This window comes from Pedobacter jeongneungensis, from assembly GCF_000633455.1.
Taxonomy (GTDB): Bacteria; Bacteroidota; Bacteroidia; order Sphingobacteriales; family Sphingobacteriaceae; genus Pedobacter; species Pedobacter jeongneungensis_A.
Window position 1 is genome coordinate 77,015 of record NZ_AYMG01000009.1, and the last position, 15,369, is coordinate 92,383.

The 15,369-nt window shown below is 36.7% G+C and carries 12 protein-coding genes; 11 read left to right on the forward strand and 1 reads right to left on the reverse strand.

The features are described from left to right. Positions 1–57 precede the first annotated feature (57 nt). On the reverse strand, positions 58–2,385 hold the full coding sequence (locus U859_RS0108115; protein WP_025142903.1) for a beta-galactosidase: 2,328 nt from the start codon (positions 2,383–2,385) through the stop codon (positions 58–60). A 545-nt stretch (positions 2,386–2,930) separates the two neighbouring features. On the opposite strand from U859_RS0108115, the gene U859_RS0108125 reads away from it, so the two are divergent. From U859_RS0108125 to U859_RS0108175, 11 genes are all read left to right on the forward strand, one after another. Beyond that, positions 2,931–4,745: a type VI secretion system Vgr family protein gene (locus U859_RS0108125; protein ID WP_025142904.1), complete on the forward strand. Its 1,815-nt coding sequence runs from the start codon at positions 2,931–2,933 to the stop codon at positions 4,743–4,745. Between the two features lies 1 nt (position 4,746). Next, entirely contained in the window at positions 4,747–5,976 is a 1,230-nt protein-coding gene (locus tag U859_RS0108130) for a hypothetical protein (protein ID WP_025142905.1), read from the forward strand. 2 nt (positions 5,977–5,978) lie between these two features. Continuing rightward, positions 5,979–6,269: a hypothetical protein gene (locus U859_RS0108135; protein WP_025142906.1), complete on the forward strand. Its 291-nt coding sequence runs from the start codon at positions 5,979–5,981 to the stop codon at positions 6,267–6,269. 22 nt (positions 6,270–6,291) lie between these two features. Then, positions 6,292–7,101, forward strand: a complete 810-nt coding sequence (locus U859_RS0108140) for a hypothetical protein (protein ID WP_025142907.1) — start codon at positions 6,292–6,294, stop codon at positions 7,099–7,101. 10 nt (positions 7,102–7,111) lie between these two features. Beyond that, the gene (locus U859_RS0108145) at positions 7,112–10,720 is read left to right on the forward strand and encodes a PAAR-like protein (protein ID WP_025142908.1); all 3,609 of its coding nucleotides are present in this window, start codon (positions 7,112–7,114) and stop codon (positions 10,718–10,720) included. Between the two features lie 4 nt (positions 10,721–10,724). Then, entirely contained in the window at positions 10,725–11,927 is a 1,203-nt protein-coding gene (locus tag U859_RS0108150; protein WP_025142909.1) for a hypothetical protein, read from the forward strand. A gap of 109 nt (positions 11,928–12,036) precedes the next feature. Next, positions 12,037–12,312, forward strand: a complete 276-nt coding sequence (locus tag U859_RS0108155; protein ID WP_025142910.1) for a hypothetical protein — start codon at positions 12,037–12,039, stop codon at positions 12,310–12,312. 227 nt (positions 12,313–12,539) lie between these two features. Then, the gene (locus U859_RS0108160) at positions 12,540–13,217 is read left to right on the forward strand and encodes a hypothetical protein (RefSeq protein ID WP_025142911.1); all 678 of its coding nucleotides are present in this window, start codon (positions 12,540–12,542) and stop codon (positions 13,215–13,217) included. Positions 13,218–13,251: 34 nt separating this feature from the next. Continuing rightward, the gene (locus U859_RS0108165) at positions 13,252–13,941 is read left to right on the forward strand and encodes a hypothetical protein (protein WP_025142912.1); all 690 of its coding nucleotides are present in this window, start codon (positions 13,252–13,254) and stop codon (positions 13,939–13,941) included. A gap of 59 nt (positions 13,942–14,000) precedes the next feature. Further along, positions 14,001–14,381, forward strand: coding sequence for a hypothetical protein (locus tag U859_RS0108170; RefSeq protein WP_162799900.1), 381 nt, complete (start codon positions 14,001–14,003; stop codon positions 14,379–14,381). Between the two features lie 120 nt (positions 14,382–14,501). Continuing rightward, the gene (locus U859_RS0108175) at positions 14,502–15,029 is read left to right on the forward strand and encodes a hypothetical protein (protein WP_025142914.1); all 528 of its coding nucleotides are present in this window, start codon (positions 14,502–14,504) and stop codon (positions 15,027–15,029) included. Positions 15,030–15,369: the final 340 nt, after the last annotated feature.

The window sequence follows — 15,369 nt, forward strand, 5'->3', positions numbered from 1 at the left end:
CGCCTTTTTTCACAACAAAACCACTTCATCTACAATACATTAACAGGCGTTTTCAGGTTAAAGATTTTTAAATGGTTTTTGATTAAAATATAACCTGTAATCTTTAATCCTTCCATTTGCATTATCCTGCCTTGGCAGTAATTTTAATCCTTTAATATTGTAGTTTTTGCCCAGGTCGATTACGACCTGGTGTGGTGGTTTTGGCGATTTATCTTCCCATTGGGTATGCCAGATACTGGTAAACTGGAGGTCGAACACATTGGCCGCATTTCCATCATCGCCACCAAGCTCTTCGCTATCGGCAAAAACAATTTTCCAATCGTTACGCGGAATTTCATTGCCTTTATCATCAAGCAGTACAATTTCTGCAACGGTGGTGTATGGCTGTCCTTTTTGCTCCGATAGCGCTTCTAAACAGAAATACCTTGCTGTTACCGGTTTAAAATTCACCGTTTGCCATTTGTTATCGTTGGCAAAGCTACCTTCGGCATAAGGCTGTTGTGCTTCCGAAATCCATTTCTGGCTGGCTTTACGGTGCAGTTCGGGCTGTTTTTCATTCACCACATCCAAAATAGGCTTATCTAAAAAGCTTAAGCCTGGTTTTTCAATTCCGAAAAGATCGAAAACCACCACTTCGTTTTTACCTTTTTTAAGCCAGCTGCCAGGCACCAGCATGGTTTGTGTAGGGCCGATATTCCAGTACCTGCCCAAACACATTCCATTTAACCAAACTAATCCCTTATTCCATTTACCCATGTCGAGATAAGTATCTTCCAGCTTATCGGCATTAAAACTACCTTTATAAAAAGCTGCCGCAGCAGGCTGGTCTTTCAGTTTTTCGTAACGCAGCGGGATATTTACCTCCCCCATCCTGATGGGATAATTTTTCCAGCCTTTTAAAGCGGTTTGTTTTCCGTTTTCAGCTAAATATACCTCACCATGTATGCCTTTTCTATCGTGCATCTGGTAACCATAGTTTACACGGCCCGTAGCCTCTACTAAAATTCTTAATGTACTTTTAACCGTTCTGGCAGGAATTTCGATGCTGAATTTATTTTTTCTTCTGTCCAATTCACCAATCTTTTTACCATTAATATATACCAGGGCATAATCGTGGATATCTTTAAAATTCAAAGTAGCCTTTTTACCTGCCGCCAATGCAGTTTCGTACAATACCGAACCAAAATCCTGGTTTAAATCTTCCATTAGCATGGCTGTATCTGCTAATACAGGATTAGGGAGGTTTTTGGTAAGCACAGCTACTGATGAAAAATTAACGGGCTGTAGTTTCTGTATCTTGTTTGCTGCTGGTACATCAGGCAGCACCTCCCCCTCTTGCAGGTAATTGGCAAAAAGTTTACGGATGGCATAAAACTTCTCGGTGGCATTACCAGCCTCATCAATAGGTGCATCATAATCGTAACTACTGGTTTGCGGCAGGTATGGCGGTGCATTGGCGCCACTGTAAGTACCAAAACTTGTACCACCGTGTGCCATATAAATGCTAAAAGATGCTTTCTGATCGAGCATATATTTTAATTCGTTTACAATGCGCTGGGTATCGCCTTTATGGTGTGGCCTGCCCCAACTATCAAACCAGCCCGGGTAGTACTCTCCACACATCAGCGGACAAGTTGGTTGTATGGCCCTTAAGGCTTTAAAATTGGCTTCTGGTCCGCTGCCAAAGTTTACTACCGCAAATAATCCATCAGGATGATCATTTTTTAGCTGCGAAGGGCCATCGCAATGAAATAAGGGAACGGTAAAACCAGCTTCTTTTAAATCAGTCTTAATGATGTTCATGTAATCCTTATCGTTGCCATAACTCCCGTATTCGTTCTCTACCTGCACCATAATGATGTTGCCACCATTACTGATCTGTAAAGGTGCCAGCTGTTTGCCTACCGCTAAAAGGTATTTTTTCGATCTTTCTAAAAAGTACGGGTATTGTGTGCGCAAACGAATGTTTTTATCTTTAAGCAGCCACCAGGGGAAACCGCCAAACTCCCACTCGGCACAAGAATATGGCCCGGGCCTTAATATTACATACAAACCTACCTCTTTGGCCAGTTTACAAAATTCTGCTGCATCGCTCTGCCCTTCCCAGGTAAACTGATCGGGCTGTTTTTCGTGCATGTTCCAAAATAGATAGGCACATACGGTATTTAAGCCCATGGCTTTGGCCATTTGCAAACGTTGTTTCCACTCGGCCTTGGGTATACGGGCAAAATGCATTTCGCCACAGCGTATTATATAAGGTTTGCCGTTGAGCTCAAAAGCATCGGCACCAATGGCAAAGGTAGTTTGCTTTTGGGCCCGGCCATTTACAGTCAGGCCAATTAAAAATGCTATAACAAGTATATTTTTAAGCAAAAAGGCACGCATTTGTTTAGGTTATATTGGGTTTTGTTGATTTGTATTTTTTAAAAGTAGAACAAGCAAATGAGCAAAACAACATAAATATCAGCGCAAACGATTGACTAATTTTTAGGCTACACATTTTTATTAAGCCTAAACCGCACGCTTATTTTGCAATTGGGTTTAATCCATTTTTAAAGAAATAAATTGATTTTTAAAAGCCAGTGTGTTAATTAAAAGCTTAAAACCGAATAAAACATGATTCAACATGAGGTTTTTAAGACCATCTGATCTAAAAAGATGTAGAAGTATTTCCACAACTACAAAATATAGTGTAGAAAATTAGTAAAACCTCTTATACTTTTCCACATAAATACTGAAGTATCTTCTTTTTTTATTCCACGGTGTTAAAATCAAAAAAGCGCATACAAAGCAAGAAACAAAGATTTTGCACATCATAGCGAGCTAAACAGCCCTAAAATCAACTTGCATAAAAAGAATTTGGACGAAGTTTTGCCTTAGTGTAAAAAACAGAGTGCATTTATTTACTGGTTTTTCTAAAATAAGCGCTAATGGAAGACAAACTCATTACCGAAATCAATATCGAAGGCAAAGCCATCAGGCACTTTGATTCGTTCGATCTGGAACAACGATTTAATGCCCACCATTATTTCGAGCTTCGGTTTAAACATAACCAATTGGGTTTGCCCGGATTAGTTACGCTTGATAACAGCCGCGATTTTGTAGGCAAAACACTTACAGCTTCTTTTGGTTATGAAACCGATAAATTGCAGGAATTTACAGGGCTGGTTACCAAAGTATCTCTTGACCAAAGGCATGGCTATCACGGGGTAATTGTGGTGAGTGGTTACAGCCCAACCATTTTAATTGAACGGGGAGCAGACCTGGGTTCTTACCTTGATAAAAGTTTGGAAGAAATTGTAATGCTGGCTACAAAAGATACAGCTACAAATGACCTTAAAATAGTAACCAATACTAATCGCAAAACACCTATAAATTATCTTATCCAATATAAGGAAAGCGATTTTGAATTTTTAAACCGCTTATCGGCCGAATACCATGAGTGGTTTTTCTATGATGGAAAACAACTCAATTTTGGTAAACCTGATGAACAAAAGGAAATAGAACTGATTTATGGTCGCGATGTGCAGGATTTGCAGTATGCCATGGAAATTTCTCCGGTCAAAACTAAAAATTTCACATACCACCCCGATGAAGATGAGATTTTGCAAAGTGAAAGCAATGGCAAAACCGATGGCATACCCGATCTTGAGCATGCAGTACAAGCTGCTAACCGAACCTTTAGCAAAACACATCATCAACAGGCCCTGATCTCTATAAACAGCAATAAGGAAATTAAAACTTATACAGAAAATGAGGAAAAAGCCAATACATCAGCGTTTTTAAAAATAAGTGCCAAAGGCGATAATGCAGCACTCAGCATTGGCTGTATTGCCGAAATCATGATGAGTATTAAACAGGAACTTGCTTTCATTACCGAAAGCCTGGGTAAATTCCTGATCACCAGTATTCATCACCATATTGATGTAGCGGGCAAGTACCATAATACTTTCGAAGGTTTAGTCGCCTCAACAGAATATCTTTTGGTAAAACATTATAAAAGGCCTGAGCCGCAAGTGCAGCTGGCTGATGTGGTGGATAATAATGATCCGCAAGGCCATGGCCGGATTAAAGTGAAGTTTAAATGGGAATGCCTCAACAATGACGTTACCGATTGGTTAAGGATAATTACACCAGATGCAGGCAGCAGTGCACAGGTAAATACAAACAGGGGGTTTGTATTTGTTCCCGAAATTGGCGACCAGGTTGCAATAACTTTTGAGGAAGGTAATATTGCCAGGCCCATTGTATTGGGAAGTATTTTCCATGGTTTAAATGGCGCAGGAGGTGATGATGATAATCATTTAAAAACAATTGCAACCAGAAGCGGACATACGGTAGAATTTAACGACACTTCCGGTGCTGAAACCATTACCATTACCGATAAAAACCACAATATCATCAGATTTGACACCAGCGCATCAAGTATCGAAATCAGTGCCCCCGAAAACATCAACATCACAGCTAAAAATATTACAATCAGTGCCGAACAAAACATTTCAATAGCTGCAGGCGAACATCTTTACAACAATGCCGGAGGAAATATTGCAAGCAATGCGGGCGAAAACCACTCGGTAATGGCCGAGAACATCAGCATGGTTGCTAACGATAACATTAATAAAACGGCTTCCAGTATAGAAAAAACTGCAGAACAGATTAATTTAAACAGTACTAAAGATAATATAGAACTACATAGCAGCAAAGAGATTGTAAACAAAAGCGGCAGTAAAGTTAAATTGTTTTGATATGGGTACGATCAAATACATCAGCAAAACGATAACTGAAAATGCAGAAAGCACTAAATGGTCTGCAACCGATGGGAATATCGATTTTAATGCAACCAAAGAGCTGATGTTGCAGAGCGCGGATAAAGTTAAGTATGACCGTTATGAGCCTGTTGAAAACAAAGTATGTAACTGCAAAGTGCATGCAAAGGCGAAAAATTTCAAAGAGTTAGTTGCATTAGTTAAAGACGCCGAAGATATGCTGATCCAAAATGAGCTGACAGATGTAGGCGAAAGGATTAATACACTAAGGGGTATTTATTACGGCTCGTTATGGAGCGTAGATTATACAAATGAAAAAAGTACTTCAAGAAATCTGGCCTTTACGGTATATACGGGTTCAAATGTAAAGTACGACGCCAGAATAAAATTAAAATGCTCCATTAGTTGTAAGGGTAATCTGTTTCAGGCACTTTATATATCAGCAGAAGTGTACGATACGCCTTATAAAGCTTTAGATTTTGGACATTTAATTATCGGATTAGACTCCAGAAGAAGCTGGGCTGCCAGACATGCAAAAATACTTACCCAGGGCGGAACAGGCCTTGAATTAAATACATGGGTTGGAGATTTGGGCGGAGGTGCCGGCTTTTTATCGAACTTAAGAGCCGGAAATTCAAAAAGAAGGGCAAAGTCGATTTTTCCGGTTTCCGGAAGCAGTTATGGTGCAATGGTGAACCTGGAAGGTGATATTGGTGCATATGTAGCCGGAATGGACGAAAAGCAGCCAGATAAAATTGTAGACTCTACAGCACATTTCACCACCATACATGAGGTTTTACAAGATTACTTTATCAATAAATGGAATAACAGGGCTTTCTATTTTATGGCTATGCTTGGCGGCAAAATCAATAACAATGAGATTAAGTATGAAAAAGAAACTTTAGTGTTGGATTGCGCTGATAAAATAGAAGATTTTGCCAAATGGTACCTGGGAAACAGGATGCGGGATAAAAACTCAGGCGGCTTAAGCGATTTTGGGGCAGCGAGTAAGCACTTTAAACCAGTTGCCGAAGAGGTTTCATCTATTTTTATTGAAGCCTTAATTCATACTGTTAAAAAGCCATCAGATATGATCACCGCCAGGACAGATCCTAACCCTAAAGCTCCTGAAGAAACTACCATATCAAAGATTTACAGAGGCGGGCACGATTTATATGAAAAACTGAAAGAAAAGTTACCAAAATATTAAGCATGAAACTGTTTTGGAAAATCAATATTTACCTGAGTATCATCACATTTATGATATGCCTTTTCTATCTGGCTACGATAATTATTCCGTTAAACCCGCCTATTGCTATTCTTTCTATTACCTCCATGTTTTTTTTATACGGCACATTTTTAGAAATCGTACAAATACCCATCTGTTTAATAGCCCTTATTTCTGATTACAGGCCAAAAAGGCTCTGGCTGTTCTTTTTAGTGATGATTATCTTTTTAACAGTTAAAATAACACTATATGTATACATTTTAGGCAGTATTTAAAATGATTTAACCAAAGGAGAATATGAGTAAAATTCAATATAAATCTTTAGAAAAAACGTTAAGCATGCTTTGTAAAATAGAAATTACCGAACAAACAGCGCTTAAGCATGAGGATTTTATTAGACTTTTTAATGTAGAAATTTTTCCACACAAAACTTCCTTTTGGTCTGGAAATCAACATATAGAAATTATCCGTAAACCAATATTACCCAATGTTTTACCAAATAACAATGCCGATGCATTTGCACAGCAGGTTTCGGCAACATTGCATCAGTTAACCTTAAAACTGGGTTTAAACAGGGCACCCGTTACTATCGAAAAACAAACTGAATTATGGCAAAGGTGGCTGAATATCAGGAAAAATTTAGCTGATACTTTTACGGGCGACTGGGTAGAACCGGCCCTGACAGAAATCGACAAAAAAATGTTGCCTGGCGAAACATTGATGCATTACATTATGCAAGACCTGTTTTTGAACGAATATTTCAGAAATATTTATGATGCCCCTTTTATAGGCAACACCTTTTATTGCAAAAGAACGGTGCATGCTTTGTGCCCCTTCCCTATCCAAATTAACGAAAAATGGTTGCTTTATACTTCTGCAACCGAACAGTTAATTACTTTTTCGGGTAAATGGGACAAAATCCATAATCAACCTGGCTTTAACAATTGGCTTAAAACCAAAACAGATGATTACCTCAGCGAAATCCGCATTGACGGGCAATACCAGCTGGATAAGCGTACGGGTTGGTGTAATGCATTAGAAAGCTGTTATACCTTAAGCACAAACAGTTATAAAAAGACGCTTAAAATTACTTTAACAACCAATTAAATATACCAAAATGAATTGGAGCACAGACCCTGAACCAACTGATGGTAAAGATAATGCCACAGCTACTGAAGTTGCCGATATCCCAAAGGTATCAGGGCAGCCTGCCACACAAGATTCTGACAGTGCTACACCAAACGAGGAAATTACCGAGATTTTGGCATGCCATGGTGCAAAATGCACCTGCGATAAAGCTTTCGATCCTTCTCCCAAACCACTGAAAGTACTCAGTCATAATAAATACGTGATCAACGATAACGGTGAAACCAAACTGATTGCAACCACTTTAGAGAATAAACTGCTCAACCTGAACTTTGGTCAATGCAAAGTACCAGATCCAAGCAAACCTGTGCCCTGCACGGCCAAACTGCAATGGAAAGATTATTATGAAAAAGTAGAACTTCCAAATGGCGCTTATGTGCTAACAGATAAAAGTACGGCAATATGCACAGCAAAAAACGGAAATATAAAAATTGTACAGCACGGTCAACAGGCTAATATTACTTCCCACGAACTCGAAAATGCTAATGCAGGCAACTGGGCAGCTGATGGCCCCTTGATTACAGAGGAGTTGATATATACCAGTGCTTTGGCAAAAAACGAAGACGAGGACGGTGCAACCGTAAAATCAATTAATCCTTTAACCTATGATAAACTGCAACCGCTCAATAGCCCTGTTACTTTCAGGGCTGAGTTTAACGGACAGCCAAGCGATGCAGAAAAACAGGGTGTAAACTGGGTAGTTTATGATACAAATGGTGAGCCAATGCAATTGAGGAGCGATGCAGGCGAAACCATCACCATTACCTTCAAAAAAGCAGGAACTTACCTTATTGAGGCCTATGGCAAAACCAATGGCGATAAAAAAGTAACCAGGGCTTACACCATAAAACAAAATGGGATTGAAACGGTAACCACGCTAGATGGAAAAACCAAAGTGAGGATACAGGTACCTGTAGAATTCAGACTTAAAAGCCTTTTTCCAGCCCTGGCCGTACCTGGCGATATCAGCACCATTACCTGGGAAGTAATCAAAACAGGTGGTCCGGGCATACCTACCCTATTAACCTCTACCGGGAACATTACACAGGTAATCTGTAATGATGAATGTTCCTATGTAGTATCAGCCTGCTTTAACGGTGCTTCAAAACAATCAGAGCAAATACATGCCATTAAGAATGGGCTTACATCGGTTATAGCTTCTGTTGAAAGTACAAGGATAAAAGAACAGGTCACATTTAGTGTAAAAGACCGTTTTAAGATTTTGCCTGCCCTTCCCGAAGAAAATGCTGCGGTAAAATGGATATGTAAAGACAATGAAGGGAAGCTTGTTGAAGCATTTAAAACCAAAACAGGTGAAACGGTAAGCCATCAATTCGAAGAACCCGGCGAATACACAGTACAGGCCTATTTGGTACAGCCAAGCGCAAAGGTATCGGTTAAAATAACCGTCGCCCAGCCCGAGCTTATACTTGCACAATGGGAATACCCCGAAGGGGGCAAAAAGACAAAAACAGGCTGGGAAGAAAAAAACCACGCTTACCTTAAATTTAAAGCGGCAGAGGGCATTACTGTTAATCTGGAATATGGTTTTATCGATCGTGATGGCAATGCCAGGGCCATGCATATTATCAATGGTTTCAAGGTACCCCAAAACCAGGTACTGGATACCGGAAAATATGCTTTTGTACCACACGCCGCCCAATATTCAAAACTGTTAAAAGAGGGAATAGAATTTTATTTCAAGATCCATGCTGCCGATAAAAAATATGAAATTTTAAGCGGAAATATCCCCCAGCCGCTGCAAAAACTAAAACTGGTTACGGGTGAAGAAATTGTAAACATTGAATTTTTAACCGATGGTAAAGCAGTTATACAGGCCTTATATGGCAGTAAGATGCAATGCCGCATCCGTACCCGGAACCTGAGTGCAAAAAACATCTCGGTAAAAATATACCGTAAAGAAAGCCGGCTGGGAATGGATCACCTTCGAAAAGACACACTTGTACACCATAAAGAATATCCCTTAAACCCTGACGGCATAGTTGAATTTGATTTTACCCTGGCCAAAAACTGGGAAAAAAGTTATAGTGAAAAACTGCACCGTTTTTATGCCGTGATCGAAGAAATGGAGTTTTTTGGCATCAGCAACACCTTGATGGCTTTCAAAAATGACGTGCCTGCAAATGGTGGTAAGGTACTCGTGGGGATTGGGAGACAGGAAGGACACAATAGCAGCAGCTGCCCAAGGTGCAATAAGGATATTACTACGGCAGAATTGAAGCAGATATTTGGAGATGCAGATAATGAGACACTCACAACAGTTGCCCATACCTACAATAAATATATGGCAGAACTTGGCATGAACACCTGCTGGGTAAAAGCACATTTCTTTGCCCAGATCAGGGTCGAATCAAGCACTAAATTACATTTAAAAAGTGGTGAGAGTATGGATTATAGTGCTGATACACTTATAAATGGAAACCTGAATAAAAAAACAGGTGAGCGCGACAGTCCCCCGTTTTCTTATTTCACCAAACACCATGAAGACGCTTATAAATATGGGCGGACCAAAGACCATGCGGCGAATCAAAAGATGATAGCCAATTTAGCTTATGCCGATAAAAACCGAAGTGTAAATAATAGGGTCGGAAATACCCAGGAAGGCGATGGCTGGAATTTTAGGGGCAAAGGTCTAATCCAGCTTACCGGAAGGGAAAATTACACCAAAGCAAATGCCTATACTTTAAAATATGAAAAAACAGATATCCTTAAAAATCCTGACATCGTATCTAAGGATATTAAGATTGCTGTACTAACATCAATGGCCTTTTTTAAATGGAATGGATTGATTGCCTTATCCAACGGATTTCCGGAAAGTAAACCAATTTCTCAAGGAGTAGGTCACGAAGTTGGCAACAGTTATACACTAAAGCAAAATGCTTTTGATAATTATACCTCTAATGTATTTAAGGTTGTTGAATGTGACTGGAAAAATATTGATATTAAAATATTAGGTAATCGTGCCCCTTGGATGGAAATAGCATTAAGTGAAGCCAAAGCGATGAAAGGAAATTTAGAGTCAGAAGAACCCATGTACTCTAGGGCAAAGAGCTATCTTGAATATTGCAATAATAACAGTAAACCAACGAATGGAGAATATGGAGCATGGTGTGCAGCTTTCATGAATTGGTGTATTCATAAAACCAATAATCCAAAAACGAAAAAACCATATAATCATTTTAATTCCGCTAGTTCATTAGAACCTACATACAATGAAAAGTACAAACAAATTCCAAATGCTATTTATGGTTGCTTAGTGGTTTATAAAAGTACAGATGGATCCGGTAAAGGACACACAGGATTTTTATATGGAAAAACAAAGGATAATCGATTTATTTTACTAGGCGGCAATCAAGGAAATTCTATCCGCTTTAGCAGTTATGGTGAATCCTTTACTTATAAAAAAATCACAAAAAAACTTGTAGGCTTCTACATTCCAAGTGATTATGAAGTTAAAGAAGTGGATAAATTAAAAAAAATCGATACTTATATAAGCTCTGAGGAAATAAACAAAAAATTTGCTATAAAAGAAAAAGATAAAACAAATAAAACAAATTAATAAAATGAAAAGAGTATTATTCTTCGTTATCGCCATATCCATACTAGGTGGTTGCAAAAACAAGCAAAATAATGACAACATAGTTCAAAAAAAACAAGAACAAATGCTTTCAATAAAATTAATTGAGGAAATAAAACAACATCTAAAAGACCAAAAAAGAATACAAAGTGATGAAGATGACGGTGAATTCATCGAACATCCATATCATTTAACTTCTAGAGATTTAGAATTAGCTTCCATAGTAATGTTTGAAGGATTAAAAAACAACGGCTTTAAATCTATTACGGATGATTCGTTTTATCAAAGGATTAAAAAGGTATTTGGAATTGAAAATTTAAAAAGTCATCATTATAAAATGAATGTAACAATGAGTTATATTACATTATTTGGGAACCAAAGAGAAGATTATAAAAAAATGGTTAAAAATGAATTTGAAGACCCATTATATTACGACAACTATTTTTTACTAAGGAAAGAGCATCTCTTTTTTGGATTCCAACTGCTAGACGATCTAATCAAAGTTAATAAAGATAATAGTTATACAATTAATATTGAACCTTATCATATCCACAGGAATAAATATTTATTCAATAATGATAAAGCGAGTTTAGCATGGCTTTTAAATAACGATAAAGGTTTCTTAAGTATGTTACTTCAAAGATATAGTTACGATAAAGAGTCAAAAATAGACAAAATGATGCTTGATTCTTTATATAAAGAGAACACACAAGCAAATCCTGTAAGAGGACAATATATAGCAGATTTGTTTTTTATTAAAGACAGTTATAATAAATTACAGATCAGAAAAAATTTATTAAAATATGTGGAGGAGAATACCAGTGCTACTGACAATCATTTTATTTATGCGTTAGGCTATTTTATATTTACACTATACGATGGAGATACAAAGGATCCTAGCTATAAAATCTTCGACGAAGACCCCTCTAAAAAATTTACTGATGTCGAAAAAGCTGAAATTGTAGCCAACATTGCCAATATCGAAAACCCTGCTATAGAAAAGTATAAATCTCCTGCATCATCTGATGTTTGGAATCTTCCTGGCTCTTCATTATACAACCTTTCGGTTTCGCATCCCGAGGTAATTAAAATAATAGAACAGCATAATTATTTCGGCCTGCCCAAAATGAAAGAGATTATTGCAAAATTACAGGAAGAGGCACCACCAACGGGTGCTGATCCGGAATAATATCACAGAATGTGAAGTTACAGATATGTCAAAAATATTAAACAGCATTTAGAAAACGAATTATTTTTAATTGCAAATCATCCCTCTCACTTTAAAATTTAAATTAACAATGAAAAAATTAACACTCTTAAAAGGCAAAGCGATAGCTTGCTTAATTGTAATGTGCCTAGCCTTGGTACAAGGTTGTAAAAAAGATCTGCTACAACCCAATTCAAATGTACTTGACAAATCAATATCAATTGAGGAAGCCAAACAATATTTTGAAAATAATCTCCTAAGGCTCAAAACAAGTGCAAAACTTTCTTCATCTGGACCAATAAAATCAGCGGGAAAATATATAAAAATCCTACGACAGGTGATTATTTTGAAATTACAAACCAAATAAAATATAAAAATAGTGCGGGTGAGGTCACGAGGGCAATTGTCACTTACAACGTTTATGCAGATTATGTCTGGGATGAAGATGAAAAAAAATATATGGGAGTTGTGAAGCTCGGTAAGTTTACCGAAGACATTGACATGAAAAATAAGCACACTGTTGATTCTAGATTTAAAATAGATGCTCGGATGTAATTCATAAATTAGTATAACATTTACAGTTGGTTTTTTATCATGAATATAATAGAAGATTTTTATAGTAGTTTTTTTAGCTACACAGATTATTGGAGAGGTTATGGCGAGGAGATCACCCCAAAAGAAATGATGGATTCTCCAGTTGGTGATGATGGGTATTACAAATGGAAGCCAATTGAAGGAGCGTTATCCTATGATGATTATCATGGTTTAGAAAAGAGGTTTAATGTAATTTTCCCTCGAAGCCTCATTGAATGGCATAAACGATATTTCTTTCTGAATTGCAGCTGTAGAATTATAGACCTACCTTTTTCATCACCTAAACAACCACTACAAGATATAATTGATAACTTTGATTACGATGTATCTAAAGACTTAGCAAAATCTAAGCTGTTTATTTTTGCTGAGGACAATGACGAAATAGGACCTTATGTGTTTGACGCACGTGAACCTAGGGATAATAATGAATTTCCTATTAGGATTTATGATTATGAATATGTTGGTGATCTTGATGGTCTAAGTGAGGTTATTTTTTCTTGTTTTACTAAACTACTTGAATGCATAACCTATCTACTCCAAAATATTAATACCTCACCCTTATCAGAAATCTTGCCTGAATTTTTAAGAATTGACCCGGAAGGTGCAGGGAAAACAGGTGTCGACTTTTGGCTAGAGAGAATAGAAGCTGAAAAAGCTAGTGAGAGTTTTGATGATTAACAGCTTCAATATTGCCTATTCATGATTGTCCAAAATGGAAAATAAAGAAAAGATAATAAATGACTTTTTTAAACAGTTTTTTAACGAGGAATTAAACACCGTGTTTAAAGAGCAAACGCCAAAGAATATGATGGCCTCAACTGTAAGTGACAGCGGTTGGCACAATTGGAAGCCCATAAATGGAAAATTCAACGTGAGTGATTATCAAAACATCGAAAAAAAATTCAAGGTCAAATTTCCTGAAAGTTTTATAGAATGGCATAAGTTATACTTTTTTTTGGATTGCGATTGCTCTTTAGTGCGATTACCACATTCTTTTCCCAATGAACCATTGAAAGAAATTATAGATGTTTTAAACAATGACCTTGCGGAAAACTTGATTGCAAATAAAATTTATCCATTTGGGGAAGAAGGAAATGATATGGGGCCATTGATTTTTGACGGGAGAAGAGAAATAATAAATAATGAATTTCCAATAAGATTTTTTGATTATGACTATTATGGTGATATTGAAGGACTAAGTGAAATTATATTTTCCTCATTTTTAAAATTACTAGAGTGCATAACTTATTTTCTTAAAGAAGTTGAGACGAGAAAAATCTATGAAATAATACCTGATTTTTTTAGCATTGACCCAGATGGTGCTGGAAAAACAGGAGTAGATTATTGGTTAGCGCAAGCTGCCATGGCAAAAGAAAATGATGAACTCTTCGGAAGTCAATAAAATTATCAAAACATTCTTTAACTATTGGCTGAAGAATGTTCCAAGTTACCAATTATGATATGAAGACTTTAAAAATTATATACATTATAGCCTTATCCAGCTGCGCGATCGAATTATTGCTACTGCTATTTGGCCCTAATGGTATCTTCTATCAGATAAAAGAGGCAATGTTTACACCAGTAAAAGAAGGTCAGTTAATTTCTATCAGTGCTGTATATAGCGTAGATAATAATGATGTCAGGATGCTTAAATTTTTAAATAAAGTTAACACCATAGGCTATTTTTTTTCTTTGACAGGCGCATATTTATCTCTTCTATTGCATAAGTTAGATAGAAAGACGAAATATATCATCGGGATAGCCTTTTTTGTTGCCTCATTAATATTCTATTTAATTACCGGACCGATCTTGAACCATCTTCTTCAGAAAAGTTATTTGTAAGATAGTAATGTTGCCTCAAAAATTGAGGCAACATTACATATTTAAGGTTAGAAAAAAATTTGTATGCCAATGCAAGATCTTCGTATTTTGCTCTAATGGGTAGGATTAAAATATACCGGAATGAAAATAATTACTTTAATCATATCTTTATTTTTCTTAAACTATTACACCGTAATGAGCCAATCGATAGATAAAAACCTAATGGTGACAGTAACAGATTTTGATCCCAATATTTCTGATTATCTAAAAAAATATCCGCAGTTGGAAAGTTTAATATTACTTAATCCTGGGCAGACCATTTTTCCACCAGGTAATGTTATGCCAATTAATCCCTATTATTATAAGCTGACAGAGAAGATTAATAATTTCAAAAATTTAAAGCACCTCAGACTACAGAGTTTGTATGTATTAGATCTTCCGAGTGGCATTACAAAGTGCAAATTGGAAACATTAGCCATTCCATTCTGTCCTGATTCTAATATGGAATCAATTGTGACTAAATTAAAAAAATGCAAGTTTTTAAAAGAAATTGATTTGGTTAGCGTGGTTCTTTCTGATGATAAAATTGTTTTATTGAAAAAAAGTCTACCTCATATAAAGTTCATTAATTTGATGGATGATCTTTCTTTTGATGAAATGGAAAATTGAAAGACTGTATAATTGGTTATTTTTTCGTCAAACGTATATTGTAATAAAAACAGGTTGCCTCAAAATTGAGGCAACCTGTTTTATTTTAGTCCTTATAACCTTCCCGTAAACTCAAATACGTTTGTGGGTTGCAGATTACATAATCTATAATTTCAATCTTTAACTCTTCACAGATATTAAAACAGCTCTCTAAAAGCGCTTATCGAATTCATTTGCTTTAATAAATTTAATATCGCAATAATTTAAAATTAATATGCCGTAAGCATTACAGGCTATGGCTAAACCTGCAATTTGCTTTATATAATTAGGACTTTGCTCCTTGTCTCGTCCTGCTATAGCT